General features: G+C 72.0%; 22 protein-coding genes and 1 tRNA gene. 8 read left to right on the forward strand and 15 right to left on the reverse strand.

Annotated features, from left to right (window positions below; translation table 11 throughout):
• Nucleotides 1-21: 21 nt before the first annotated feature.
• Genes Saso_RS29205 through Saso_RS29215 form a run of 3 tightly spaced genes read right to left on the reverse strand, consistent with a single transcriptional unit; the run spans nt 22 to nt 3203 of the window.
• Entirely contained in the window at nt 22-861 is an 840-nt protein-coding gene (locus Saso_RS29205) for a carbohydrate ABC transporter permease (protein WP_189925946.1), read from the reverse strand.
• A 7-nt stretch (nt 862-868) separates the two neighbouring features.
• Nucleotides 869-1864, reverse strand: a complete 996-nt coding sequence (locus tag Saso_RS29210; protein ID WP_189925945.1) for a carbohydrate ABC transporter permease — start codon at nt 1862-1864, stop codon at nt 869-871.
• A 19-nt stretch (nt 1865-1883) separates the two neighbouring features.
• Nucleotides 1884-3203: an ABC transporter substrate-binding protein gene (locus Saso_RS29215; RefSeq protein WP_189925943.1), complete on the reverse strand. Its 1320-nt coding sequence runs from the start codon at nt 3201-3203 to the stop codon at nt 1884-1886.
• Between the two features lie 232 nt (nt 3204-3435).
• On the opposite strand from Saso_RS29215, the gene Saso_RS29220 reads away from it, so the two are divergent.
• On the forward strand, nt 3436-5301 hold the full coding sequence (locus Saso_RS29220) for a coagulation factor 5/8 type domain-containing protein (RefSeq protein WP_189925941.1): 1866 nt from the start codon (nt 3436-3438) through the stop codon (nt 5299-5301).
• 559 nt (nt 5302-5860) lie between these two features.
• On the opposite strand, the gene fusA is transcribed toward Saso_RS29220, so the two are convergent.
• Both fusA and Saso_RS29230 read right to left on the reverse strand, forming a co-directional pair.
• Nucleotides 5861-7948: an elongation factor G gene (gene fusA / locus Saso_RS29225; RefSeq protein WP_189925939.1), complete on the reverse strand. Its 2088-nt coding sequence runs from the start codon at nt 7946-7948 to the stop codon at nt 5861-5863.
• Between the two features lie 454 nt (nt 7949-8402).
• Nucleotides 8403-9107, reverse strand: a complete 705-nt coding sequence (locus tag Saso_RS29230; RefSeq protein WP_189925937.1) for a nucleotidyltransferase domain-containing protein — start codon at nt 9105-9107, stop codon at nt 8403-8405.
• 161 nt (nt 9108-9268) lie between these two features.
• On the opposite strand from Saso_RS29230, the gene Saso_RS29235 reads away from it, so the two are divergent.
• From Saso_RS29235 to Saso_RS29265, 7 genes are all read left to right on the forward strand, one after another.
• Complete coding sequence (locus Saso_RS29235) at nt 9269-10438, forward strand: NAD(P)/FAD-dependent oxidoreductase (RefSeq protein WP_189925935.1); 1170 nt, start codon at nt 9269-9271, stop codon at nt 10436-10438.
• The gene (locus tag Saso_RS29240) at nt 10435-10734 is read left to right on the forward strand and encodes a (2Fe-2S)-binding protein (RefSeq protein ID WP_189925933.1); all 300 of its coding nucleotides are present in this window, start codon (nt 10435-10437) and stop codon (nt 10732-10734) included. Before Saso_RS29235 ends, Saso_RS29240 begins: the two co-directional genes overlap by 4 nt.
• Nucleotides 10727-12133, forward strand: coding sequence for an NAD(P)/FAD-dependent oxidoreductase (locus Saso_RS29245; RefSeq protein WP_189925931.1), 1407 nt, complete (start codon nt 10727-10729; stop codon nt 12131-12133). Before Saso_RS29240 ends, Saso_RS29245 begins: the two co-directional genes overlap by 8 nt.
• A gap of 103 nt (nt 12134-12236) precedes the next feature.
• Complete coding sequence (locus Saso_RS29250) at nt 12237-13220, forward strand: dihydrodipicolinate synthase family protein (protein WP_229901452.1); 984 nt, start codon at nt 12237-12239, stop codon at nt 13218-13220.
• Nucleotides 13221-13261: 41 nt separating this feature from the next.
• A complete protein-coding gene (locus Saso_RS29255; protein WP_189925929.1) occupies nt 13262-14263 on the forward strand; it encodes a proline racemase family protein in 1002 nt (333 codons plus the stop codon).
• Between the two features lie 128 nt (nt 14264-14391).
• Complete coding sequence (locus Saso_RS29260) at nt 14392-15093, forward strand: GntR family transcriptional regulator (RefSeq protein ID WP_189925927.1); 702 nt, start codon at nt 14392-14394, stop codon at nt 15091-15093.
• Nucleotides 15094-15294: 201 nt separating this feature from the next.
• Nucleotides 15295-16581, forward strand: coding sequence for a flavin-containing monooxygenase (locus tag Saso_RS29265; protein ID WP_189926032.1), 1287 nt, complete (start codon nt 15295-15297; stop codon nt 16579-16581).
• 173 nt (nt 16582-16754) lie between these two features.
• Here Saso_RS29265 and Saso_RS29270 read toward each other — a convergent pair whose 3' ends face one another.
• From Saso_RS29270 to eboE, 10 genes are all read right to left on the reverse strand, one after another.
• Entirely contained in the window at nt 16755-18098 is a 1344-nt protein-coding gene (locus Saso_RS29270; RefSeq protein WP_189925925.1) for a cytochrome P450, read from the reverse strand.
• 8 nt (nt 18099-18106) lie between these two features.
• The gene (locus tag Saso_RS29275; protein WP_028806138.1) at nt 18107-18700 is read right to left on the reverse strand and encodes a GTP-binding protein; all 594 of its coding nucleotides are present in this window, start codon (nt 18698-18700) and stop codon (nt 18107-18109) included.
• Nucleotides 18675-19052, reverse strand: a complete 378-nt coding sequence (locus Saso_RS29280) for a DUF742 domain-containing protein (RefSeq protein ID WP_189925923.1) — start codon at nt 19050-19052, stop codon at nt 18675-18677. Before Saso_RS29280 ends, Saso_RS29275 begins: the two co-directional genes overlap by 26 nt.
• Nucleotides 19049-19450, reverse strand: coding sequence for a roadblock/LC7 domain-containing protein (locus Saso_RS29285; protein ID WP_057601660.1), 402 nt, complete (start codon nt 19448-19450; stop codon nt 19049-19051). Before Saso_RS29285 ends, Saso_RS29280 begins: the two co-directional genes overlap by 4 nt.
• Nucleotides 19447-20613, reverse strand: a complete 1167-nt coding sequence (locus tag Saso_RS29290; RefSeq protein WP_189925921.1) for a sensor histidine kinase — start codon at nt 20611-20613, stop codon at nt 19447-19449. The genes Saso_RS29285 and Saso_RS29290 overlap by 4 nt, the downstream gene beginning before the upstream one ends.
• A gap of 429 nt (nt 20614-21042) precedes the next feature.
• A tRNA-Leu gene (locus tag Saso_RS29295) sits at nt 21043-21127 on the reverse strand.
• A gap of 144 nt (nt 21128-21271) precedes the next feature.
• Nucleotides 21272-21727, reverse strand: a complete 456-nt coding sequence (locus Saso_RS29300; RefSeq protein WP_189925919.1) for a MarR family winged helix-turn-helix transcriptional regulator — start codon at nt 21725-21727, stop codon at nt 21272-21274.
• 212 nt (nt 21728-21939) lie between these two features.
• Entirely contained in the window at nt 21940-22986 is a 1047-nt protein-coding gene (locus Saso_RS29305) for a sugar phosphate isomerase/epimerase family protein (RefSeq protein WP_189925917.1), read from the reverse strand.
• A 71-nt stretch (nt 22987-23057) separates the two neighbouring features.
• On the reverse strand, nt 23058-24518 hold the full coding sequence (locus tag Saso_RS29310) for a nucleotide pyrophosphatase/phosphodiesterase family protein (protein WP_189925915.1): 1461 nt from the start codon (nt 24516-24518) through the stop codon (nt 23058-23060).
• A complete protein-coding gene (eboE, locus tag Saso_RS29315; RefSeq protein ID WP_189925911.1) occupies nt 24515-25684 on the reverse strand; it encodes a metabolite traffic protein EboE in 1170 nt (389 codons plus the stop codon). Before eboE ends, Saso_RS29310 begins: the two co-directional genes overlap by 4 nt.
• Nucleotides 25685-25686 lie beyond the last annotated feature (2 nt).

The following is a 25686-nucleotide window of genomic DNA, read 5'->3' on the forward strand; positions in this document are numbered from 1 at the left end:
TTTCGGGGTCCTGGTGGGTGCTCACTTCACGGCTCCGGCCGTCAGTCCGGCGACGAGATAGCGCTGGAGCAGCAGGAAGCCGGCCACCACGGGCACGCTGACGACCAGCGAAGCGGCCATGATCTGGTTCCAGTACACGTCGTTGAGGGTGGAGTAGCCCTGGAGTCCGACGGCGAGCGTGCGGGTGGTCTCGTTGGTCATGACGGAGGCGAACAGCACTTCGCCCCACGCGGTCATGAAGGCGTAGACGGCCACCGCCACGATGCCCGGGATCGCCGCCGGGACGACGATCCTGAACAGCGCGCCGAGCGGTCCGCAGCCGTCGACCAGCGCGGCTTCGTCGAGATCGCGCGGGACCGAGTCGAAGTACCCGATCAGCATCCAGATGGAGAAGGGCAGGGAGAACGTCAGATACGTCAGGATCAGTCCGCCGCGCGAGCCGAAGAGCGCGATGCCGGTGGCGTTGCCGATGTTGACGTAGAGCAGGAACAGCGGGAGGAGGAAGAGGATGCCGGGGAACATCTGCGTCGACAGGACGGTCACCGTGAAGACCCGTTTGCCGCGGAAGTCGTAGCGGCTCACCGCGTAGGCGCTGAACACGGCGATCACGACCGAGCAGACTGTCGCCGCACCCGCCACGATCAGCGAGTTGACGAAGTAGCGGGCGAGCGGGACGGTCGACCAGATGTCGATGTACGGGCGGACGGTCAGGCCGCTGGGCAGCCAGCGGAACTTCCCCGTGACGTCCGCGAGGGGCTTCAGCGAGCTGGAGACCATCACGTAGACCGGCAGCAGGACGAAGCCGGTCAGCAGGGTGAGGAAGATCCGCCGGGACCACAGGAACGAACCCGGTGGTGACATGGGTGAGTTATCGCGCACGGGAGGTCCTCCGTCCGCGCGAGGTGACGGCGAGGTAGACGCCCGTCACGGCCAGCAGGAAGAGGAGCAGCAGGACCGACATCGCCGAGCCCGTGCCGAAGTTCCAGGTCACGAAGGACGCCTGGTAGATGTGGACCGAGATGAGGTCCGCGGCCTCGGGGGCTGCCCTGCCGAACAGGACGAACGGCGTGTTGAAGTCGTTGAAGGTCCACAGGAACAGGACGAGGATCAGCACCTGGTTGACCGCGCCCAGGGACGGCAGGGTGATGCGGCGGATCTGCTGCCACATGCCCGCGCCGTCCAGCGCGGCCGCCTCGTACAGCTCGCGCGGGATGTTCTGGAGGCCGGCCATGACGATGAGGAAGGCGAAGGGCCAGCCCTTCCACACCGACACGGTGAGCAGGGCGTAGAAGCTGTTGTCGCCGATCAGCCAGAAGGAGGGCTCGTCGGTGAGGTGCAGCTGGTCGTGCAGGACGTGGTTCACCAGGCCGTTGTCGTGCTGGAACATGAACACCCAGGTGATCACGGCCGCGTAGACCGGCAGCGCGTACGGGACCAGGAAGAGCGCCCGCAGCAGCCCCCGTCCGCGGAAGGTGTCCTGCATGAAGATCGCCGCCGCCGTGCCGATAAGCCAGCACAGGCCGACCGAGAGCAGGGTGAAGCCGACGGTGACGAAGAACGAGTGGAGCAACGCCTCGCCCACGGGGGCGTCGAAGTCCACCGAGACGCGGTAGTTGTCGAGGCCGGACCAGGGGGCCGTGCCCCAGTCGCGGATGTAGAACTGGGTGAGCTCCTTGAAGCTCATCACGATGCCGATCACCATCGGCACCAGATGGACGAGGAGTTCCAGGACCAGGGCGGGCAGGAGCAGCAGGTAGGGCAGTCCGATCCGGCGGATCCGGCCCGGGCGCGGGCGCGGGCTCGGATCCTTCCTCCCGGCGTCGGGGTGTACGCGAGGTGTGCCGGCCTCGGCTGTGGTGGTCATCTGGCTCACTTCGTCGGCGTCACTTCGTCGGCATCTGCTGCTGGGCCTTGGCGAGCCTGGCCTTCACCGACGCGGTGGTCACCGGCCGGCCGGCGGCCGCGTCGGCGAACAGTTCCTTGACGGCCGTGCCGACCGTGGTCTCGAACTGGGACTCGTCGGCGACCTGCGGCAGCGCGGCCGCGCTCTTGGCCAGGGTGTCCTTCAGGACGGCGTTCGACGGGGAGTTGAAGGCGGTGTCCGACTGGGCGGTGGCGACCGGCGGGATGGTGCTGTAGGCCGTGTTGAGGATCTTCTGCTCCTCGTCGCCGGTCATGAACTTCACGAACTTCGTCGCGCCGTCCAGGTTGTCGGTGTTCTTGAAGACCGCCAGGTTGATGCCGGCGACCATCGAGTTGGTCCGCGCCCCGGTGCCGGGGACGCCGGACTGCACGGGCACGGGCGCGATGCCGTACCGGTCCTCGCTCATTCCCTGGGACTTGAGGTTGGACGACGCGGACTGCCACAGCAGCATCGCGGTCCGGCCCTTGGCGAAGTCGCTGACGGACTGGTTCTGCGCGTACTCGGCGTTGCCCTGCGGGATCACCTTGTCCTTGGCCATCAGGTCGACGTACTGCTTGACCGCGGCGACGGCGCCCTCGGAGGTGAAGTCGGGCTTGCCGTCGGCGGTGAAGAAGTCGGCGCCGTGCTGCTTGGCGAAGACGAAGGTGTGGTGGATGTTCTCCGAGACGTTCGCGCCCTCGGCGCCCAGCACCTGCTTGCCCTTGGCCTGGATCTTCTTGCCGTCGGCGACCAGCTCGGCCCAGGTGGCCGGGGGCCTGCTGATGCCCGCGTCGGCGAATATCGCCTTGTTGTAGTAGAGGGCGTACGCCATCGAGTACAGGGGCACCGCCGCCGGGTCCTTGCCCTGGGCACCGGTCGAGCCGAGCGCGGAGGCCACGAAGCGGTCCTTGCCGCCGATCTTGGCGAAGTTGGCGTCGTCCCAGGGCAGCAGCGCGCCGGTGGCCTGGAGCGAGGCGGACCAGGTGTTGCCGATGTTGAGGACGTCGGGGCCCTGACCGGACGTGGTGGCGGTGAGGATCCGGTTGAGCAGGTCCGACCAGGGGACGACCTCGAGCTTCACCTTGATCCCCGTCTGCTTCTCGAACTTGTCGAGCTCCGGCTGGAGGACCTTCTTGTCCACCTCGATGCTCGCGCCCTGGTTCGAGGCCCAGTACGTCAGGGTCTTGGGCGAGTCGTTGGAGCCCCCGCCGTCCGTCGAGCTTCCGCCTCCGCAGGCCGTGGCCGCGAGGGCGAGTGACATGACGACGGCTCCTGTGGCCGCGGCTCGGATGGTGCGCATGGGTCGGCTCCCGGTGTCATCAGGGCTTAATTTAGGACGTGAGTTAATCCCCGGAACGCGAGCACGTCAAGAGTTGCGGCACGGTCCGGGCAACTCCGGTCGCACCACTTGACGCGCACGTTCGGGTAGTTGAAGCATTCAGCGCTGAGAGAGCGCTCTCAAGCCAGCAACCGTTCACTTCCTTAAATCAGCCGTTCACACCTCGAGCGGCCTGGACCGAGGAGAGCCGCCCATGCCCGACACCCCGCCGCCCGGGACGCCCGCCGTGCGCCGCAGAGCAGTCCTCGCCGCCGCGACGGCCGCCGCCGTCCCCGTCCTCACCGCGGCCGCCGTCACGCCGGCCTCCGCGGCGCCGCCCTCCGCCACTGCGGCTTCCGGTGCTCCGGCCGCCACTGCGGCTTCCGGTGCTCCGGCCGCCGCAGCGGCGCACGGCAAGCGGCCGCGTGCCCTTCCGGGCGGCGGTGACCTCGGCCCGAACGTCCTGGTCTTCGACCCGTCGACGCCGGACATCCAGGCCCGGCTGGACGCGGTGTTCCGGCAGCAGGAGTCCGCCCAGTTCGGCACCGGACGGTACGCGTTGCTGTTCCGGCCCGGGACGTACCACGGTCTCAACGCCCAACTCGGCTTCTACACCTCGATCGCGGGCCTCGGCCTCTCCCCCGACGACACGACCGTCCACGGGGACGTGACCGTGGACGCCGGCTGGTTCGGCGGCAACGCCACCCAGAACTTCTGGCGTTCCGCGGAGAACCTCGCGCTCGTGCCGGCGAGCGGCACCAACCGGTGGGCGGTCGCCCAGGCGGCGCCGTTCCGCCGGATGCACGTACACGGCGGTCTCGACCTCGCGCCGTCCGGCTACGGCTGGGCGAGCGGCGGCTACATCGCCGACAGCCGTATCGAGGGCCAGGTCGGCCCGTACTCGCAGCAGCAGTGGTACACCCGCGACAGCGCGATCGGCAGTTGGCTCAACGGCGTGTGGAACATGGTGTTCTCCGGGGTCGAGGGCGCCCCCGCGCAGAGCTTCCCCGCCCCGCCGTACACCACGCTCGACACGACACCGGTCTCCCGGGAGAAGCCGTTCCTGTACGTCGACGGCCGCGGCGGCTTCCGGGTGTTCCTGCCGGCGAAGCGGACAGGCGCCCGCGGGGTCACGTGGGGCAAGGGCACCCCGCGCGGCAGTTCGCTGCCCCTGTCGCGGTTCTACGTCGCCCGGCCGGGAGTGTCCGCGGCCACGCTCAACCAGGCGCTCGCGCAGGGCCTCCACCTGCTGCTGACGCCCGGCGTCTACCATCTCGACCGGCCGGTCCGGGTGAACAGGGCGGGCACGGTCGTCCTCGGGCTCGGGTACGCCACCCTGATCCCCGACAACGGCGTCACCGCGCTGAAGGTGGCCGACGTCGACGGGGTCCGCCTCGCGGGCTTCCTCGTCGACGCGGGACCGGTCAACTCCAGGACCCTGCTGGAGATCGGTCCGCCCGGGGCACGGCGCGACCACAGCGCCGACCCGACCACCGTCCAGGACGTGTTCGTCCGGATCGGCGGGGCCGGCGCCGGACGGGCCACCACCAGCATGGTGGTCAACAACCGTCACACGATCGTCGACCACACCTGGGTCTGGCGCGCCGACCACGGGGAGGGCGTCGGGTGGGAGACCAACCGGGCCGACTACGGGGTCGTCGTCAACGGTGACGACGTGCTGGCCACGGGCCTGTTCGTGGAGCACTTCAACAAGTACGACGTGCAGTGGAACGGACAGCGCGGCCGCACGATCTTCTTCCAGAACGAGAAGGCCTACGACGCGCCGGACCAGGCCGCGATCCAGAACGGCCCGGTCAAGGGGTACGCCGCGTACAAGGTCGGCGCGGGCGTCACCACGCACGAGGGCTGGGGACTCGGCAGCTACTGCTTCTACAACGTCGACCCGACGATCGTCCAGCACCACGGGTTCGCCGCCCCGGACGTGCCGGGGGTGAAGTTCCACGACCTGCTGGTGGTCTCGCTGGGCGGCCAGGGCCAGTACGAGCACGTGATCAACGACCTCGGGGCCCCGACCTCCGGCACCTCCACGGTCCCCTCGACCGTGGTGTCCTACCCCTGACCCGTCCACCGGCCCGCCGCCCTCGGTGAGGTCCCCGACGGCCACGGGGGCCATGCCGTGGCCGGGGCCCGAGGGCCGGAATCCCCGCGCCCGCAAGCACGGCCACGGGCCCACCCGTCCGCACGGAGCGACGGGCGGGTCCGAGGCTCGACCGACGCCTTCGTGAGTACCGGGCCGCGGCCCCTGGACCTCGGGGGCCGGTCCCCGGGACCGCGGGCCCGCCGCCCGTCCGCGCGAGGCGACGGGCGCACCCGCTGCCTGCCCTACGACCGGCTGTGGACCGGGTCGGGGACCTGCGACCCGGGACCCACGGGTCCGGGCGCCGGCCGGACCCGGCCCGGAATCTGCGCCCTGGCCCGTCAACACGGAGCGACGGGCAGGGCCGTGGCTCGGCCGACACCTCCGTGACGCCGGGCACCGGCCCTGGGCCTGCACCCCGACCCCGCGGGTCCGCCCGTCGGCAAGAAGTGACCGCCGGGCCCATGGCCTCCGGGGTCGGAGACCGTGAGCACGGCCGCCCTCCCTCGGCCGTGCGGGGCCGTGGGGCGGCGGAGCGGGGCTAGCGGGGCGTCACCGGTGTCGGGGCCGGGGCGTAGCCCGTCGGGCGGACCGAGAAGGTGCCCCGGCCCTGCGTCCGGCTGCGCAACCGGGTCGCATAGCCGAACAGTTCGGCCAGCGGCACGGTCGCGGTGACCACCGCCGAGCCGCCGCGGACGGCCGAGTCGGTGACCCGGCCGCGCCGGGCGGCCAGGTCACCGAGGACCCCGCCGACGGCGTCCTCGGGGACGGTGACCGCGACCTCGACGACGGGTTCCAGCAGGACCATCGCACAGGCGCGCAGCGCCTCTCGCAGCCCGAGCCGGCCGGCCGTGCGGAAGGCCGTCTCGGAGGAGTCCCTCACATGGGTCGCCCCGTCCGTCAGGGTGACCCGCAACCCGGTGACCGGATGGCCGCCGATGGGTCCTTCGGCGAGGGCGTCCCGGCAGCCGGCCTCGACCGCGCGGACGTACTCGTGCGGCACCCGGCCCCCGACGACGGTGGACCGGAAGGCGAACCCGGCCGCCGCGCCGTCTCCCGCCTCGTCCGCGCCGAGCGGCTCGACGTCGAGGACGACATGCGCGAACTGGCCTGCTCCGCCGTCCTGTTTGACGTGCCGGAAGACCGCGCCGGACACGCCGCGGCCGACCGTCTCGCGGTAGGTCACCCTGGGGCGGCCCACCTGGACGTCCAGGCCGAGACCGCGGCGGATCTTCTCCACCGCGACCTCCAGGTGCAGTTCACCCATGCCCGACAGCACGGTCTGACCGGTCTCCGGGTCGGTCCGGACGACGAGCGACGGATCCTCCTCCGCCAGCCGGGCCAGGGCCACGGCCAGCCGGTCGGTGTCCCCGCCGGTGCGCGCCTCGACCGCGACGGAGACCACGGGCGTGGCGACGCCGGGCGGTTCGAGGACGACGGGTGCGTCCGGCGCGCTGAGGGTCGAGCCCGCACGGGCCGACTTCAGCCCGACCACGGCCACGATGTCCCCGGCGACCGCGCGCTCCAGCCCGGCGTGCCGGTCGGCCTGCACCCGCAGGATCCGGCCGATCCGCTCGGTGCGTCCCGCGCCCGAGTCCCATACCGCGTCTCCCTTCCCGATCGTGCCCGAGTACACCCGCAGATGGGTGAGACGGCCGGTCGCCGTGGCGGTGACCTTGAACGCGAGGGCGGCGAACGGCGCGGACGGGTCGGCCGTCCGCTCCTCACCGCCGGGCACACCGCCCGCAGCCCCAGACACACCGCGTACAGGCGGCACGTCCAGCGGGGACGGCAGATAGGCGACGACGGCGTCGAGCAGCGGTTCGACGCCGCGGTTGCGGTAGGCCGAACCGCACAGCACGACCACGCCGTCGCCCGTCCGGGTCAGGTCGCGCAGGGCGGCCGCCAGGGTCCCGGCGGAGAGGGTCTCCCGGTCGCAGAACTCCTCCAGGGCGGCCGGATGCCGCTCCGCGACGGTCTCCTCCAGCAGCCGGCGCCGCCGCAGGGCTTCCGCCAGAAGGTCGTCCGGGACGTCATCCTCGACGGCCGCGTCGCTGCCGTCGCTCCAGGTCAGCGCGCGCATCCTCAGCAGGTCGACGACGCCGGTGAAGCCGTCCTCCGCGCCGATCGGCAGGTGGACGACCAGCGGAACCGGATGGAGGCGGTCACGGATCGACGCCACCGCGGTGTCGAGGTCGGCGCCCACCCGGTCCAGCTTGTTGACGAACGCGATCCGCGGCACGCCGTGCCGGTCCGCCTGACGCCACACGGACTCGCTCTGCGGCTCCACGCCGGCGACGGCGTCGAAGACGGCGACCGCGCCGTCGAGCACCCGCAGGGACCGTTCGACCTCGTCGGCGAAGTCGACGTGCCCGGGGGTGTCGATCAGGTTGATGCGGTGCCCCGCCCACTCGCAGCTGACGGCCGCGGCGAAGATGGTGATGCCACGGTCGCGCTCCTGGGGGTCGAAGTCGGTGACGGTCGTGCCGTCATGGACCTCGCCGCGCTTGTGCGTGGTCCCGGTGGCGTACAGGATCCGTTCGGTGACGGTGGTCTTGCCCGCGTCGACGTGGGCGAGGATGCCCAGGTTGCGCACGGTGGAGAGCTGACGGTCGAGGTTGTTGCGCACGGCCCTTGGCCTTTCGGGGTGTTGCGGGAACGGGCGGCGCGATTTCCCGGACGAGGTCGTGACACGTGACGGACGCCGGCGTGCAGTCGGCGTCGGTGCGCCGCGCAGGGCGACGCACCAGGTCACGGGTGGGTCTGCTGTGGTCGGACCTTCGTCAGGAGGCCCGGTGCCGGCCGCGCAGCGAGCACCGGACGGACGAAGACACGAGGATCACCTCGTAGCGGGACCGGGGAGCGACGGCAGCGGTGTGGTCACGCATGGCCGGGCTCCCCTCGTTCGTCTCGGTACGCGCCGCCCCACTCGTGGGCCGCGCTCGGTGACGGCGAGTGTAGGGGCGCCGGCGCGGGCACCGCACATGATTTTGTCGCACCCGCGCCGGGGGTGTCCCCGGGCGCGGCGGCGGACACGGGGTGCACGGCGGCGGGCGCGGGGTGCGCGCCGCCTGGCGGGCGGATCACACGGGCGTGGTCCGCGCCGCCGGGTAGAACTCCTCGCGTACCCGCCGCAGCCAGGCGTCCGCCGCCGTCTCGTCGGGCTGTTCGGGCAGCACGCTGCGGGTCCCGGCGAACGCCTCCTCGAAGCCGCGCAGCAGCGGCAGCGCGGCCTCGGGGTCGTCGGCGACCTGCTCACCGAACCTGTGGTAGCTCTCCGGGTCGTCGACGCGGATCGTCAACCGCCCGGTGGAGTACAGCTCGTAGCCCTGGGTGCACAGCCGCTTGAGGTGGCGGGCGTTCTTGGCGATCCGGCCGCGGGTGTCCTCGGAGGGGGTGCCGCCGGTGCGGTTCTGGAGCTTGCGGAACTGCTGGGTGGCGTAACCGAGGTAGGCGTCGCGCACCCGACGGGCGCTGAGCAGCGTCTCGCGCAGGGCGATGAGTTCGTCGCCGAGCGGGGTGCGGACCTCGTACAACTCGTCGGGCAGCCAGACGAGTTCCATCACCGTGGGGTTGCCGCCGAGGGCGAGCCTGCACCACTTGGCCGCCTCGTGCAGGGTGCGGTCGGGCGCCGTGCTGACGTACGACTCCTTCGGCTGGTGCAGCCCGTGCAGTTGCTCGGTGGGGGCGGCGAACATGCCGAGGCGGTCCACGTCGGAGCCTTCGCGCGCGAGTCCGTAGGCGGTCGAGCCGACAATGCCGGACAGCAGGATGTTGGTGACGGTCACAGGTGCCCCCGGTCGTTCCCTGGTGCTGGTCCCGCCCCCGACGGCCGGGTGGCGGGACCGCCATGATGCCCCGGCCGGGGCCCGCACGACCTCGCATTTTCCCGGGTCGGCCCCGGGTCGGCCTTCTTTTCGGCATCGGCGCCATGTGACATATTACTGTCGTGACCAAGCGATCCTGTGGTGACGTCGTGGTCGTCGGTGCCGGCATGGTGGGCGCCGCCTGCGCCCTGTACGCGGCCCGAGCAGGGCTGGACGTGATCCTGGTCGACCGGGGTCCGGTGGCCGGGGGCACGACCGGCGCCGGTGAGGGCAACCTGCTCGTGTCCGACAAGGAGCCCGGGCCGGAACTCCGACTCGCCCTGCTGTCGGCCCGGTTGTGGGGCGAGCTCGCCGAGGAGACGGGTCCGGCCGTCGAGTACGAGGCCAAGGGCGGGCTCGTCGTCGCCGCCACGCCCGAGGCGCTCGGCTCCCTCACCGGTCTCGCGGCCGGACAGCGCGCGGCCGGGGTGACGGCCGTACCGGTCGGCGCCGACGAACTCCACGACCTGGAGCCGGACCTGGCGCGGGGCCTCGCGGGCGGTGTGCTGTATCCGCAGGACGCCCAGGTCATGCCGACGCTGGCCGCGGCCCGTCTCGTCCGGGCGAGCGGCGCGCGCCTGGAGACCGGCCGCACGGTGACGCGGGTGCTGCGCGACACCACCGGCGCGGTGCGGGGCGTCCGCACGGACCGCGGCGACATCCTCGCCCCGGCCGTGGTGAACGCGGCGGGGACCTGGGGTGCCGAGGTCGCCGCGCTGGCCGGGGTCGGGCTGCCCGTGCTCCCGCGCCGGGGCTTCGTCCTGGTCACCGAGCCGCTGCCGCGCCGGATCCGGCACAAGGTGTACGCCGCCGACTACGTGGCCGACGTGGCGAGCGATTCCGCCGCGTTGCAGACCTCACCGGTCGTCGAGGGGACCGCGGCCGGACCGGTGCTGATCGGCGCGAGCCGTGAGCGGGTGGGTTTCGACCGGTCCTTCTCCCTGCCGGTCGTGCGGGCGCTGGCGGCGGGCGCGACCCGCCTCTTTCCCTTCCTGGCCCGGGTCCGGGCCATGCGCACGTACCTCGGCTTCCGCCCGTACCTGCCCGACCATCTCCCGGCCGTGGGACCCGATCCCCGGGTGCCGGGGCTCTTCCACGCCTGCGGGCACGAGGGTGCGGGCATCGGGCTCGCGACCGGCACCGGCCACCTCATCGCGCAGGTCCTCGCCGGCGAGCGCCCGGACCTCGACCTGACACCGCTGCGGCCCGACCGCTTCGACGACGACCGCCATGACGAGGAGGACACCCCGTGAATCCGCGCGAGCCGCTCCGGGACCACCCCGGCGACCCGTTCACCCTCACCTTCGACGGCCGGGAGATCGAGGCACTGCCCGGGCAGACGATCGCCGCCGCGCTGTGGACGTCCGGCGTCACGGCCTGGCGCACCACCCGGGGTTCGGGGCGGGCGCGCGGCGTCTTCTGCGGGATCGGCGTGTGCTTCGACTGCCTGGTCACCGTCGACGGCCGTCCCGGCCGACGCGCCTGCCTGGTGCCGGCGGTGCCGGGCGCCGAGGTCCGCACCCAGCACGGGACGGGTCACGATGACTGAGGACCGTCCGGTACTCGCGGTGATCGGCGCGGGCCCGGCCGGCCTCGCCGCCGCCCTGGCGGCCGCCGCGCACGGCGTACAGGTGGTGCTGGTCGACTCCGAGCCCGGGCCGGGCGGACAGTTCCACCGGCAGCCCGCACCGGGAACGGCCGCCCGGCGCCCACCGGCCCTCCGCCACCGGTCGCGCACCTGGGAGCGACTGCGCGCCGGGCTCGACGCCCAGCTCGGCATCGGCCGGGTCACGTACCTGAGTGACCGTCATGTGTGGTGCGTGGAACGGGCTTCACACGGATTCACCGTGCACGCGCTGGCCGGTCCCGACCAGGAGGAGTCCGTCGCGGTACGCGTCGACGGAGTTCTGCTGGCGACGGGCGGCTACGAGAAGGTCCTGCCGTTCCCCGGCTGGACGCTGCCCGGCGTGGTCACCGCGGGCGGCGCCCAGGCCCTGCTCAAGGGCGGGCTCGCCGTGCCCGGCCGCACCGCGGTCGTGGCCGGCACCGGGCCCCTGCTGCTGCCCGTGGCCACCGGCCTCGCGGCCGCGGGCGTCGACGTCGTCGCCCTGGTCGAGTCGGCGGGGGCCGCCGGTTTCGTGCGCCGCGCCGGGACCTGGGCAGCCGCCCCCGCGAAGGTCACGGAGGCAATCGCCTACGCGACCCGGCTCCTGGGCCGTCGTGTGCCGGTGATGACCCGGCACACGGTGCTGGCGGCGCACGGCGACGAGCGTCTGGAGGCCGTGTCCGTCGCCGCGCTCGACCGCGAGGGCCGGCCGGTGCCCGGCACGCGGCGGCGCGTCGTCTGCGACACCCTCGCCGTCGGCCACGGGCTGCTGCCGCACACCGACCTCGCGGACGGGCTCGGCTGCCGTCTGGACGGGCCGCGCGTCGTCGTCGACGAGGAACAGCGCACCGACGTCCCCGGCGTGTGGGCCGCGGGTGAGACCACGGGCATCGGCGGCGCGGCACTGTCGCTCGCCGAGGGCCACATCGCCGGGCGATCGGCAGCGGCCCGGCTGACGGGCGCCGTCCCCGACCCGCGCGCCTGGGCTCCGGCCGCCCGGGCGCGTACCCGCGCGCGGGCGTTCTTCGCGGCACTGGACGCCGCGTACGCCGCCCGGCCCGTGCGGTGGACGGAGCAGGTGACCGACGGGACGGTGGTGTGCCGCTGCGAGGAGGTCACCGCCGGCGCCGTCCGCGAGGCCGTGGACACGCTCGGCGCGGGCGATCTGCGCACCGTGAAACTGCTGACCCGGGCCGGCATGGGCTGGTGCCAGGGAAGGATGTGCGAGCCCGGTGTCGCGGGCGTCGCGGGCTGCGAACTCCGGCCGGCCCGACGGCTGCTGGCCCGGCCCGTGCCCCTGGGCGTGCTGGCCGCGCCGGACGACCCCATGGACAGCTCATGACAGTGCAATGTCACACCTCGTACGGTGCGCGTCCCGCTCGGGCCACGCACATCCCGCACATCCCGCACATCCCGTATGTCCTCCCACGGAAGGGGCCCGCCTCATGACCGCGTCCGCATCCGCATCCGCCCCGGACTTCCCCGCACCCGGCTCCCCGGCTGCCGGCTCCCCGGCTCCCGCTCCGGCCGCGGCGGCCGCCGCCGCGCCGCGGCCCTGGCGCGGTGTCCTCGTCGCGACCGCTCTCCCGCTCCGGGAGGACCTCTCCGTCGACCACGACCGCTACGCCGAACACTGCGCCTGGCTGGTGGCGAACGGCTGCGACGGCGTGGTACCGAACGGATCCCTGGGCGAGTACCAGGTGCTCACGCCCGAGGAACGGGCCGCGGTGGTGCGGACCGCGGTCGCCGCGATCGGCGGGGCGCGGGTGATGCCGGGCGTGGCCGCCTACGGCTCGGCGGAGGCCCGCCGCTGGGCCGAGCAGGCGGCCGAGGCGGGCTGCGGGGCGGTGATGCTGCTCCCGCCGAACGCCTACCGCGCCGACGAACGGGCCGTCGTGGCCCACTACGCGGAGGTCGCCGGGGCGGGCCTGCCGGTGGTGGCGTACAACAACCCGATCGACACCAAGGTCGACCTCGTGCCCGAACTGCTGGCCCGGCTGCACGGCGAGGGACACGTCCAAGGGGTCAAGGAGTTCTCGGGCGATGTACGCCGCGCCTACCGGATCGCCGAACTCGCTCCGGAACTCGACCTGTTGGTCGGGGCCGACGACGTCCTGCTGGAACTGGCGGTGGCCGGCGCCAAGGGCTGGGTGGCCGGCTACCCCAACGCGCTTCCGAGGGCCTCGGTCGAGCTCTACCGGGCGGCCGTGGCCGGTGATCTCACCACCGCGCTTCCCCTCTACCGCCGACTGCACCCGCTGCTGCGCTGGGACTCGCGCGTCGAGTTCGTCCAGGCGATCAAGCTCTCGATGGACGTCGTGGGCCGTCACGGCGGTCGCTGCCGCCCGCCACGGGTGCCGCTGACGCCGGACCAGGAGGCGACCGTCCGCTCGGCCACCGAGAAGGCCGTCGCGGCGGGCCTGGCCTGACCGCCCGGCCCACGACCGAGCACGACAGAGAGGGACACTCCGTGCGCAGCAAGCTCGTCCTGCACGCCGTCGACTCGCACACCGAGGGCATGCCCACCCGCGTGATCACCGGCGGGATCGGCACCGTGCCCGGCGCGACGATGAACGAGCGGCGGCTGTACTTCCGTGAACACCGCGACGACGTCAAGCGGTTGCTGATGAACGAGCCGCGCGGACACGCCGCCATGAGCGGCGCGATCCTCCAGCCGTCGACACGGGCCGACTGCGACTGGGGTGTCGTCTACATCGAGGTCTCGGGATACCTCCCGATGTGCGGGCACGGCACCATCGGGGTCGCGACGGTACTGGTGGAGACCGGCATGGTCGAGGTGGTCGAACCGGTCACCACCGTCCGCCTGGACACCCCGGCCGGACCGGTCGTCGCCGAGGTGGCCGTCCGGGACGGCGCGGCCACGTCCGTGACCTTGCGCAACGTCCCCTCCTTCGTGGTCGCCCTGGACCGCCGGGCGACCCTGCCCGACGGACGCACGGTGACGTACGACCTCGCGTACGGCGGCAACTTCTACGCGATCCTGCCGCTGTCGGAGTTCGGGCTGCCCTTCGACCGCGCACGCAAGGACGACATCCTGCGGGCCGGGCTGTCGCTGATGGAGGTGATCGCCGCGAACGACGAGCCGGTCCATCCCGAGGACGCCTCCATCCGTGGCTGTCACCACGTGCACCTGTACGCGCCGGGCTCCACCGCCCGGCGGTCCAGGCACGCGATGGCCATCCACCCGGGCTGGTTCGACCGTTCGCCCTGCGGCACGGGGACGAGCGCCCGCATGGCGCAGCTGCACGCGCGGGGCGAGCTGCCGTTGCACACCGAGTTCGTCAACGAGTCGTTCATCGGGACGCACTTCACGGGCCGGCTGCTCGGCACCACGGAGGTCGCGGGGCGCCCGGCGGTGCTGCCGAGCTTCACCGGCCGCGCCTGGATCACGGGTACGGCGCAGTACCTGCTGGATCCGACCGACCCGTTCCCCGCGGGCTTCGTCCTGTGACCGTGGACAATGGTGGCACGTGATATGGCACAGGTGCCTGCGTCACCGCCACACGTCGGCCTTTCGACACGGCACGGTCCGCGTCGAGAGGCCGCAGAAGGCACAGCCCGCATCCGAGGAGATCCCCCATGGCCGCCCTGCCGGAGAGCAGCAGCCAGCAGCCCGCCCCCTTGTCGCTGCCGGTGCTCGGCGGCCGGCCCAGCAGCTATCGCGAGCGGGTCGCCGACGCGCTGCGCGCGGCGCTGATCGCGGGGGAACTGCGGCCGGGCGAGGTGTACTCGGCGCCCGCCCTGGCGACCCGCTTCGGCGTCTCGGCGACCCCGGTGCGCGAGGCGATGCTCGACCTGGCCAAGGAGGGCCTGGTGCACGCCGTGCCCAACAAGGGGTTCCGTGTCACGGAGGTCTCCGACCGGCAGCTCGACGAGTACACGCACGTCCGCGCGCTCATCGAGATCCCCACCGTGGTCGCGCTGGCGACGACCGCGGACCCGGTGTCCCTGGAGGCGCTGCGTCCGGCCGCCCGGGAGATCGTCACGGCGGCCGTCGCGGGCGACCTCATCGCCTACGTCGAGGCGGACACCCGCTTCCACCTGGGACTGCTCGCGCTCGCGGGCAACACGCATCTGGTCGAGGTGGTCCGCGGGCTGCGCGGCCGCGCCCGCCTGTACGGGCTGACCGCGCTCGCCGCGTCCGGCCGGCTGCTCTCCTCCGCCGAGGAACACCTGGAGCTGCTGGACGCTTTGCTGGCCCGCGACGAACGGGCCGTCCACGAGGTCATGACCAGGCATCTCGGCCATGTCCGGCACCTGTGGGCCTCCGCACCGGATTAGCCCGCCCGGCGGCCGGGCCGCCCGCCCCGCCCCGCCTCCCGCCTCCCGCCTCCCGCCTCCCGCCTCCCGCCTGCCCTACCTCGTCCGTTCCCGGACCACGCTGTGATTCTTGTCGCGAACGGGCCAAGAGTGACGTACGCGCGGGATGGGCAGCCATGTGCCGGAGTATGAGGAGTGGGTGGCCGAACTGTGGGGGAATCCGTGCGGCTGTGCGTGATCGGTGCGGGGCTGTCGGGGCTGGCTGTGGCGCACGCCCTGAAGAGCGCCGGTGTCGACTTCGTCTGCCTGGAGCAGGCGAGCGACGTCGGCGGGCTGTGGCGCCGGCCGCAGGCGGGCGAGCGCGGGCCCGGTTATCTGTCCCTCCACCTCAACACCGCCAAGGCGCTGACGGGTTACTCGGACTACCCGATGCCCGCCTCCTACCCGCTGTACCCCCGGCACAGTCAGATAGCCGCCTATCTGCGCTCGTTCGCCGAGTGGGCCGGTGTCCTCGACAGCGTCGAACTGGGGACGACGGTGGAGTCGGTACGGCAGGAGGCCGACGGCGGGTGGACGGTCGTCGGCCGGGACGCCGAGGGTACGGTCTCGTCCCGGGCCTTCTCGCATGTCGTCGTCGCCTCCGGGCACAACTCGGAACCGTCGATGCCGGCGCTCCCGCGAGGCGCCGAGACGTTCACCGGAACGATTCACCACTCCGTCGACTACCGCGACGGCAGCGACTACGCCGGACAGCGCGTCGTCGTCGTGGGGCTCGGGAACTCCGCGGTGGACATCGCGTCGGACCTCTCCCGGCACGCCGGGCAGACCGTTCTCTCGGTGCGCCGCGGACTGCACGTCATGCCCAAGCAGCTGTTCGGCATGGCCCTCGACGAGATCGCGGACGCGCCCTGGTGGATCAGCATGTCCCTGGAGGAGCAGCGCCGTTTCATCGAGCAGACCCTGCTCGTCGCCCGCGGCAAGCTCCGTGATCACGGGCTGCCCGAGCCGGACCATCCGGTCTTCTCCTCGGCCGTCACCATCTCCGACGAGATCCTCAGCCGGATCCGCCACGGGGCGGTCACGCCGAAGCCGGCGATCGAGGCCGTCGACGGCGACCGGGTCTCCTTCACCGACGGCACGTCGGTCAGGGCGGACGCCCTCGTGTACTGCACCGGCTACCGGATGACGTTCCCCTTCCTGGAGCCGGGCTGCCCGGTGGGCGCCGGGGGTTCGGTCGAGCTGTACAAGCGGGTCGTCGCCCCGGACCGTCCCGGTCTGTTCTTCGCCGGGCTGATCCGCCCCGTCGGTTCGATCACCCGGCTGGTGGAGGCCCAGGCACGGTGGATCGGACGGCTCGCCACCGGCGCCGCCGTACTGCCGGAGGCGGAGGTCATGCACAAGGAGATCGCCGCGTACCTGAGCGGCGTAGCGGGCCAGTACGGCCGGCGCGAGGGGGCGTCGACGCAGGTCAACGTGGCGCCCTACCTCCAGGAGCTGCGCGAGGAGTGAGGGCGGGAGGGCCCGCGCCGAAACCGCGGACCCCTCCGAAGACGGAGATACCCGCCCCGGAGGGCGGGTATCGGGTGGCACCGGGACCCGGCTCCCCGCAGCCGGTGCCGTGGCCTCGCCGGTGCGGCGAAGGCGTCAGGCGGTCGTCGGCGACGCCGTGGGCGACGCGAGTGTCACTTGGTCAGCCAGTTGAGGAACTTGCTCCACACACCGGACTGTTCGGCCTGGCGCGGGGCTCCCGTGCTCACGCGCGGCGGCTCCTGGACCGCGCTCTGGCGGCCCGGCCGGCTCACCGGCTTGGTCGGCGTGAACCGCGCCGGGAGCGTCACGAGGCCGCGGCTGAAGGCTCCCTGGCGCCAGGCCAGGCTCTCCTCGGGAACGCTCAGGTTGACGTCGGGCAGCCGGTTGAGGAGGTTCTCGATCGCCGTCACGACGATCTGCCGGGCGGGCTCCTTCGAGGGGCAGGCGTGCGGTCCGGCGCTCCAGGCGAGGTGCGCACGGTTGCTGCCCGCCTTGCGGGCCGCCGACAGCGTGGGGCCGGTGTTGGCGGCGGCGATGCTGACCAGCATCAGGTCGCCGGCGGTGAGCTTCTGACCGGCGAACTCCATGTCGGCCACGGGGTAGTGCGCGGCGAAGTTCGTCATGGGCGGGTTCTCCCACAACGTGTCGTCCATCGCCTCCTCGATCAGCCCGCCCTCGTACGCGTACCGGTCGTCGGTGAGCAGCCGGTGCAGGGTGTTGCCGATCAGGTTGACGAGGGGTTCGGCCCCCGCGCCCAGCAGCAGGGACACCTGGTGCAGCATCTCCTCGTCGGACAGGCCGACATGGTGCTTGAGCAGCCAGGAGGTGACGTCCTCGCCGGGCTTGCGCCGCTTGAGGGCGATCAGTTCGCCGACGGCCTGGAACAGCACCTCGGCGGCCTTGTCGGCGTTGACCCCGTCGAACATGCCGGAGATGCCGAAGAAGACGCGGTCGCCGATGTCGGCGGTGCAGCCGAAGAGCTCGTTGAACACGAACAGCGGGAGCTGCTTGGCGTAGGAGCCGACGAGGTCGGCCGAACCGCGCTCGCTGAACTGGGAGATGAGGAAGTCGGATATCCGCTCGACGCTCTGGCTGAGCCGCATCGGGTCGATGCGCGCCATGCTGTCCGTGATCGGCTGACGCAGCCTCAGGTGCTCGGCGCCGTCGGAGGACATGCAGTTGGGCCGGTAGGCGAGCACGGGAAGGACCGGGCTGTCGGGCGCGATCCGGCCTTCGTTGAAGTCACGCCAGCGGCGCGCGTCCTTGCGGAAGGACCCCGAGTCCTGGAGGAGTTGCAGGGCGGTGGCGTACTCGGTGACGAGGGTGGCCTCGACTCCCGGGGCGATCTCCACGGGCGCGGTGGGCCCGTAGTGGCGCAGGTACGTGTAGTAGGCCTGCGGGTCGGCCGCGAACTCCGGCCCGTACAGCGGCACTCTGCCGCCGGGCTGGTGCGCCGGGCACCCGGGCGGGGGCACGGGTGCGGTGGGTCGGTCCATGTCTGCTCCTAGTGTGCACGGTCCTGCAGGTGGCGGACGAGGGTGATCAGCGCGTCGGCCGATGACCGCTCGTCTCGCGCGTCGCAGGTGACGACGGGGGTGTCGTCGAGCAGGTCCAGTGCGTCGCGCAGAGCCATCTCGTCCCGCAGGGGGGCGCCGTCGAAGTGGTTGACGGCGATGGCGTAGTCGAGTCCGTACTGCTCGATCAGGTCGATCACGGCGAAGGAGTCCGCGAGCCGCTCGGGGTCGACGAGCACCAGCGCGCCGAGGGCGCCGCGCGCCATGTCCTCCCACATCTGGACGAAGCGCTGCTGGCCCGGCGTCCCGAACAGGTACAGCACGACCCGGTCGCTGATGGTCAGACGCCCGAAGTCCATGGCGACCGTGGTGGTGGTCTTGCCCTGGACGCCCTTGAGGTCGTCGACCGACTCGGCGGCCCGTGTCATCGTCTCTTCGGTGGTCAGCGGTTCGATCTCGGAGATCGCCCCGATGAACGTGGTCTTGCCGACCGCGAAGTGACCCACGACGAGGATCTTGACCGCCGTCTGCGTCGCTCCGTCGCGGACGTAGGCCTGCTCATCCAAACTTGGCCCTGAGACCATTCAGCACCTCCTCCAGGATGTCCCTGTCGGCCAGCGGGGCGCGCTGGACCGGCGGGCGGGTGATGAGATATCCGCCTTCGGTGAGGGCGGCGAGGAGGATCTTCACCACGCCCAGGGGAAGTTGGGTGTGCCCGGCGATCTCGGCGACCGAGAGGTAGCCGGCCGAGCACAGGTCGAGCAGCTTCTGCTCCTCGGGAGACAGCCGGGTGGGCCGCTGCTCGTGATCGGCGGCCGCCGTGACCAGGGTGATGAGCGAGAGCTGTCCCTCGTCGGGCAGCCCGCGGCCCTTGGTGATGACGTACGGACGGACTAATTCCGGTGTCTGCGGCTCCAGTTCGTCGAACCCGTTCATGACCGCACGCCGAGGTTCTCGCGCGGCGGTGTCGTCAGGGCCTTGCCGAGCTGGCCGACGAGCTGCTGCATCCGGAAGGTGATGTCCGCCATGTCGACGTCGGGCGAGGCCGAGACGCCGAGATAGGCACCCTCGCCGGCGGAGATCAGGAAGACCCAGCCGCCGTCGAACTCGACCAGTGTCTGGCGCCACCCCATCTGCGGGTCCTCGCAGAAGAACGCGAGCGACCGGCTGAGCGACTGCACACCGCTCATCGCGGCGGCGACCCGGTCGGCGTCGTCCTTGTCGAAGTCCTGGGTCCGCGCCATCAGCAGACCGTCCGCGGAGATGAGGACGGCGTGCAGGGCCCCGGGGATCTCCAAGGCACTGTCAAGCATCCATGACAGATCGTCGTTCACGAGACCTCATGCCCTTCGCTGCCAGCACCACGGGTGCTGCTCGACTTTTCCGCGGGATTCGCAGGCGTGGCCCGGCCCGACTGGGTGCCCCGCTGGAAGGCGCCCATGATCGCCGCGGTCTCGGCGCCCGTGCGGGCGGGAGTGGACGAGGACGCGCTGCCGGGCACGATGGCCATGGGCCGCTTGCGGCGCCGCTTCGGCAGACCGTCGGCGGTGGTGCTGGTGGAGTGGCCGCTCTCGGGGCCGCCGCGGCCCGTGCCGGCGACGGCGGGCACGGCGGGAGCGGGTTCCTTCTGCTCGGGCGCGCTGGTGAGCAGGTCGTGCGGCAGGAGCAGGACCGCACGGACACCTCCGTAGGGGGAGGTGGAGTCCACCGAGACCTCGAAGCCGAAGCGCTCGCTGAGCACACCGATCACCGCGAAGCCGAACTGCGGCGGGTTGCCGAGCGCGGAGACGCCCGAGACCCGCTGGCTCGACAGGAGCCGGTCGGCGCGGGCGCGCTCCTCGTCGTTCATACCGACACCCGCGTCGTCGACGACGATACAAATGCCCTTGGGCACGGTGCGGATGTTGATCTCGACGACGGTGTCCGGGCTCGAATAGCTCGTCGCGTTGTCGAGCAGTTCGGCGAGGGCGAGCGCGACCGGTTCCACGGCGCGGCTCGTGATGCCGAAGTCGACCTGCGAGAGGATCTCCACCCGCCGGTAGTGGCGGACCCTGCCCTGTGCGCTGCGCACCACGTCGTACACGGAGGCGACGTCACGTGCGCGTCCGAGCCAGCCGTCGCAGAGCACGGCGATGGACTGGGCTCGCCGGCCGAACTGCGAGTTCGTGTGGTCGATCTCCAGAAGGTCCTGGAGAATCACCGACTCGCCGTATTTGTTCTGTAGCCGGGAGACAATCAACTGCTGTTCCGCGGCGAGGCCCTGGAGGGTCCGCATCGCGGACTTCAGGACCGTTTTCGTAGCATCTTCGGCTCGTTCCCGAGCTGCCTCGACGGATTGCGCGTACTCGTTTTCCAGCGCGGAGTAGTGGGACCTGAGCCCCGTGATCTCCTGCCTCAAAGCACGCGCCGCCCTGCGCTGTCGAACTATGAGGGCGACTGCGACGAGTACGGCCACGAGGAGAGCCCAGATTACCGGGTTCTGTATGTAATGCGTCATAAGACTCTCTTCAGGCGACTGCGGGCCAGTTGCTGAATTCCCGTCAACGCGGGTGGACCGGCGGACTGCCCGCACCGGGGTGACCGCCCGGACTGTCCCCGTAGTCGGAGATGTCGTCTTGCACCCATCCGCCCGCTCTACAAGCGAGCGTGATCGTATCACCACAAGATGGAGTCACAGACCGTCAAGATGCGTGCCTGGTTGAACATTGACGGTTCGTCAGCAGTACGGGAGAGCGGCCGGGAAGTAGCCGGGAAGTGTCATCCGCAAAGGGGTCGCCGGGACGCACGGGGAACAACCGATAAACGGGCTTCCGCGACATTACGGAGACAAGGGCCCGGAAACAACAAAACCCGTACCCGGCAGTACGCCGAATACGGGCAATCAAGGAATCACCGAGCGGAATCCGCCCGGCACGGAGAGTGAGAGTGTCCGAGGGGGGACTTGAACCCCCACGCCCGATAAAGGGCACTAGCACCTCAAGCTAGCGCGTCTGCCATTCCGCCACCCGGACCAGGTGTAGCCGCTGTGCGAGGTCTCCCGCCCGGCGACAAGGACAACAATACCAAGCTTTCGGAGTGCCTTTCACCTGCATAACCGCTGGCCGGGCGGGTACCGCGGCCTCGCGGCCGGGTCCTCGCCCACGGTGACCGCCCGGTCACCTCCCCGCCGGGTCCGCGGCCACGAGGGTGCGCAGTGCGTCCAGCAGCGCGGCGGCCGCCCGCTCCTCGAGCGGGGCGAGGAACCGGCGCTCGGCCGCCGAGCGCGCCGCCTGCGCCCGCTCCAGGCAGACCCGGCCGGCGTCCGTGAGCCCGACGATGTTCCTGCGGCGGTCCGGCGCACCCCGCCGCCGCTCCACCAGACCGTGGTCCTCGAGACCGTCGAGGAGGGAGACCATCGTGGTGCGGTCGACACCCAGCCGCCCGGCGGCCTCGCCCTGCGACAGGGGTTCCTCCCCCGCGAGCACCGCCAGGACCCCCAGCTCGCGGACGTCCACCCCGTACGGCACCAGCGCCCGTGCCGAGGCCCGCGCCAGTGCGGATCCGGCCCGCTCGAGCAGGTGCCCCAGCCGGGGCTCCAGCGGCACGGGCTCCGCGCGCCGATCACCGACCATGGCATCGAGGGTAGCGACCGCAGGGGCCGCTGATCGCCGGTTCCCGCGATGATCAGCGGGGGGGGCGGGTGCGGCGAGCCCGCGGCGGACGGCGGGCGCCGGGGGTCCGCCGACCGGCGACGCGCACCCGCGTGTGGTGGCCCACCCCGGCAGGGACCGGGACGGGCCACCACGCGCGGGTGCGCCGGTTCAGCCGGCCCGCACCGCCGTGCTCAGCACTTCTCGCGCAGTGAGTGCAGGTGCGCGCTGGACTTCCGGGCGAACGCGAAGGACTCGACCGGGTTGTCGTGCTCGGCCTGCCAGTGGTGGGCCAGGCGCTCGCCGCGCAGCCGGGTGACGGCGGACAGGAACCGCCGGTAGTCGATGTCGCCGTCGCCGACGTCGACCATCCGGTAGCCGAACTGGTCGCTCGGGTCGCTGACACCGTCCTTCACGTGGAAGAGGGGATAGCGGTGCGGCTGCTTCAGCACGTAGTCCAGCGGTTCGAAAGGCGCGGCCGTGCCGTCGGGCCGCCGGGAGAAGCGGAACCGGCCGGCGTACGCCCAGAAGATGTCCATCTCCAGGAAGACCAGGTCGGGGTCGGTCTCCGCGAGCAGGACGTCGTAGAGACGGACCTTGGGGTCGTCGCTCGCGAAGCCGAACTCGTCGGAGTGGTTGTGCTGGTAGAACTTCATGCCCCGGGCCCTGGCCGCCGCGCCGTAGGTGTTGAACTCCTCGGCCGCGCGTTTCCACGCGTCGACGGTGGAGCCGTAGCGGAACGGCCCCGAGGCGGTGCCTATGTGTTTCAGGCCCAGTGCCTGGGCGTCGTCGAGGACCTTGGTGAGGTTCTGGGCGAAGGTGTAGGCGTTCGGGTCGTCGGAGTAGTAGCCGACGTGGCTGCCGATCGGTGTCAGACCGTGGTCGCGGGCCAGCCGCTTGAGCCGGGCGAGGGTGATGGGTCCCGCGGAGCCCTGGGTGTATCCGGCGAACTCGACCTCGTCGTACCCGTACTTCTCCAGCTCGGCGAAGACGGGCGCGAATCCCAGCGTGGAGACCTTGTCCCGCAGGCTGTAGAGCTGGATGCCGAGGCGGCCCGGAGGCAGGACGGGACGGCCCCGGCCGGCCGCGGAGGCGGCGGTGCCGGTACCGGGTGCCGCGGCCGCCGGCGTGCCGGCCGCCCCGAGCAGAGCGGCCGCGGAGGCGCCGGCGGCGACACCGAGCATGCCTCGTCTGGTCAGACGGTGCGTGAGTGCGGGGTCGGTGTCGGAGATGCGGCTCATGTCTGGAACTCCTCACGATCGGCGGGCGTTGTCAGTGGTGAGTGCTTGACTTGTGAGCGGTCGGCAACCTCTCAGGAGAGGCCGGCCAGCCGGAGCAGCAGTGCTTTCACGTCGGTGGCCGCGACACGGTCGCCGAGCGAACGGGGGGTGGAGCAGATGAGGAGCGGACCGTCGTCGTCGCTCGCCGGAAGACGGCCGTGGCTGCCACGGACGGGTGAGGGGTCGAGGGGCACCACCGCCATGCGGTAGCGCAGGCCCAGTTTCTTGCGCGCCAGGGCGGTGGCCGCCTTGACCTTCACATAGGGGTCGAGCGGGTCCATGAACAGCTCGACCGGGTCGTAGCCGGGTTTGCGGTGGATCTCGACGAGCTGGGCGAAGTCGGGCGCGCGGGCGTCGTCGAGCCAGTAGTAGTACGTGAACCAGGCGTCCGGCTCCGCGACGGCGACGAGTTCGCCGGAGCGCGGGTGGTCGAGGTGGTGCGCCTTCTTGCCCTCGTCGTCGAGGAGCTGCTCGATGCCGGGCAGCCCGTCGAGCGCGGAGCGGACGGCTTCGAGGTCCTCGGGGCGGCGCACGTAGACGTGGGCGAGTTGGTGGTCCGCGACCGCGAAGGCACGGGACGCCATCGGGTCGAGGTACTCCATGCCGTCCTGGGTGTGCACTTCGAGCAGCCCCGCGCGGCGCAGTGCGCGGTTGATGTCGACCGGCCGGCTCACCGGGGTGATGCCGTACTCGGACAGGGCGACGACGGTACGTCCCTCGGCCCGGGCGTCGGCCAGCAGCGGGGCCATGGCGGCGTCCAGGTCGGCGGCCGCCCGCAGGGAGCGCGGGTCGTCGGGGCCGAAGCGCTGGAGGTCGTAGTCGAGGTGAGGGAGGTAGCACAGGGCGAGGTCGGGGTGGCGGGTGTGCAGGACGTGGCGGGTCGCGTCGATGATCCACCGGCTGGAGACGAGGTCGGCGCCGGGGCCCCAGAAGTGGAACAGGGGGAAGGTGCCCAGCTTCTCGGTGAGTTCGTCGTGCAGGGCCGGGGGGCGGGTGTAGCAGTCGGGCTCCTTGCGGCCGTCGGCGTAGTAGACCGGACGGGGGGTGACGGTGTAGTCGGTGTCGGCGCCCATGGCGTACCACCAGCAGATGTTGGCGACCGTGTAGCCGGGGTGGGCCCGGCGGGCGGCGTCCCAGAGCTTGTCGCCGGCGACGAGACCGTTGTGCTGCCGCCACAGCAGGACGTCGCCGAGCTCACGGAAGTACCAGCCGTTGCCGACGATGCCGTGCTCCGCGGGATGGGTGCCGGTGAGGAAGGTGGACTGCGCGGCGCAGGTCACGGCCGGCAGGACGGTCCCGAGCGGCGCCCGGGAGCCTGCCTGGGCCAGGGTCTTCAGGTGGGGCATGTGATCGAGCAGACGGGGGGTCAGACCGACGACGTCGAGGACGAGAAGAGGGACCGGGGATCCGGGAGGTTCGCCCGGTCCGGAGCCGCGGGCGCCGGGTTCGGGGCGGCCGTGGTGCTGGGTGCCGGACGGCACTGGGCTGCTCATGGGAGCTCCTTGAGGCCGAGATCGGACAAGAGGTCGCGGGCGAGGGAGAGCTCGGCGGCGATGCCGTCGGCGAGCTGGGGACGGGCCCGGGGACGCAGCTCGGGCGGGAGCGCCTGCCAGGTGTACGTCTCGACCTCGAGGTGACGGGTGAGCGGGCGCGGTCCGCCGACCAGACGGGTCAGCGCGGCCTTGAGCACGGGGAGGGTGGAGGTCAGGGGCGCGGCCGGGGCCGCGTGCAGGGGGACGTGGAAGTGGGCGCGCCAGGGCGTGCCGTCGGGCAGGGCGGCGCCGCCGAGGGCCTCGCCCAGGTCGTCGGTGCCGCGCAGGCCGTCGGCGGTCAGGGTGCGGGTCTGGTGCAGGAAGCGGGGTTCGTCGAACGCGCTGAGTGCCTCGCGGACGGCGGGGAGATGAGGGTGTTCGGCGTGCAGGGCGGCCGACAGCTGGGATTTGACGACCGGGACACCGGCTGCGGCCAGTGCGTCCAGAGCGGCCCGCGGGTCCTCGAAGGAGGTGGCGAGATGGCAGGTGTCGACACAGACCCCGATGCGGGGATGGCCGACGGCGCCGAGGGGCGCGAGCGCGTCGGCGGTGGTCTCGACCGTGCAGCCGGGTTCCGGTTCGAGACCGACCCGGACGGATCGGCCGGTGAGTTCCGCCAGCGCGTCCAGCCGTTCGGCGAGGGTGCGCAGGGCGTCGCGGGCCGTCTCGTCGCGTCCGGCGTCCCAGGTGGTGCGCCAGCCGAGCGGGAGGGTGGAGACCGTGCCCTCGGTGACGTCGTCCGGGAGCAGCCCGGCGAGGACCCGGGCCAGGGCGGTGGTGTGTTCGAGGCGTTCGCCGTCGGCCCAGTCGGGACGGTAGACGCGGTACTTGACCTCCTCGGCGCCGAACCCCTCGTACGGGAAGCCGTTGAGGGTGACGACCTCCAGGCCCCGCCGGTCGAGTTCGGCGCGCAGCGCGCGCAGAGCCGACGGGTCGGTGTCCAGGGACCGGGCGGCGTCCTTGGCGAGCCACAGACCGATGCCGAGCCGGTCGCGGCCGAGCCGGCGCCGGACGGGTTCGCAGTGGTCACGCAGCTGTGCGACGACGCCGTCGAGGGTCTCGGCGGGGTGGACGTTGGTGCAGTAGGCGAGGTGGACGACGGTGCCGTCGGGGTGCCGGAAGCGCATCG

The sequence above is a fragment of the Streptomyces asoensis genome (genome assembly GCF_016860545.1).
GTDB lineage: Bacteria > Actinomycetota > Actinomycetes > Streptomycetales > Streptomycetaceae > Streptomyces > Streptomyces asoensis.

Bases quoted from the DNA above. Each gene is read 5' to 3' on its own strand.
- Saso_RS29300 (WP_189925919.1), bottom strand. From the start codon at position 21,727: ATGGTCGGTGATCGGCGCGCGGAGCCCGTGCCGCTGGAGCCCCGGCTG.
- Saso_RS29250 (WP_229901452.1), top strand. From the start codon at position 12,237: ATGACCGCGTCCGCATCCGCATCCGCCCCGGACTTCCCCGCACCCGGC.
- Saso_RS29305 (WP_189925917.1), bottom strand. From the start codon at position 22,986: ATGAGCCGCATCTCCGACACCGACCCCGCACTCACGCACCGTCTGACC.
- Saso_RS29275 (WP_028806138.1), bottom strand. From the start codon at position 18,700: ATGGTCTCAGGGCCAAGTTTGGATGAGCAGGCCTACGTCCGCGACGGA.
- Saso_RS29310 (WP_189925915.1), bottom strand. From the start codon at position 24,518: ATGAGCAGCCCAGTGCCGTCCGGCACCCAGCACCACGGCCGCCCCGAA.
- Saso_RS29215 (WP_189925943.1), bottom strand. From the start codon at position 3,203: ATGCGCACCATCCGAGCCGCGGCCACAGGAGCCGTCGTCATGTCACTC.
- Saso_RS29280 (WP_189925923.1), bottom strand. From the start codon at position 19,052: ATGAACGGGTTCGACGAACTGGAGCCGCAGACACCGGAATTAGTCCGT.
- Saso_RS29270 (WP_189925925.1), bottom strand. From the start codon at position 18,098: ATGGACCGACCCACCGCACCCGTGCCCCCGCCCGGGTGCCCGGCGCAC.
- eboE (WP_189925911.1), bottom strand. From the start codon at position 25,684: ATGCGCTTCCGGCACCCCGACGGCACCGTCGTCCACCTCGCCTACTGC.
- Saso_RS29290 (WP_189925921.1), bottom strand. From the start codon at position 20,613: ATGACGCATTACATACAGAACCCGGTAATCTGGGCTCTCCTCGTGGCC.
- Saso_RS29260 (WP_189925927.1), top strand. From the start codon at position 14,392: ATGGCCGCCCTGCCGGAGAGCAGCAGCCAGCAGCCCGCCCCCTTGTCG.
- Saso_RS29205 (WP_189925946.1), bottom strand. From the start codon at position 861: ATGTCACCACCGGGTTCGTTCCTGTGGTCCCGGCGGATCTTCCTCACC.
- Saso_RS29245 (WP_189925931.1), top strand. From the start codon at position 10,727: ATGACTGAGGACCGTCCGGTACTCGCGGTGATCGGCGCGGGCCCGGCC.
- Saso_RS29220 (WP_189925941.1), top strand. From the start codon at position 3,436: ATGCCCGACACCCCGCCGCCCGGGACGCCCGCCGTGCGCCGCAGAGCA.
- Saso_RS29210 (WP_189925945.1), bottom strand. From the start codon at position 1,864: ATGACCACCACAGCCGAGGCCGGCACACCTCGCGTACACCCCGACGCC.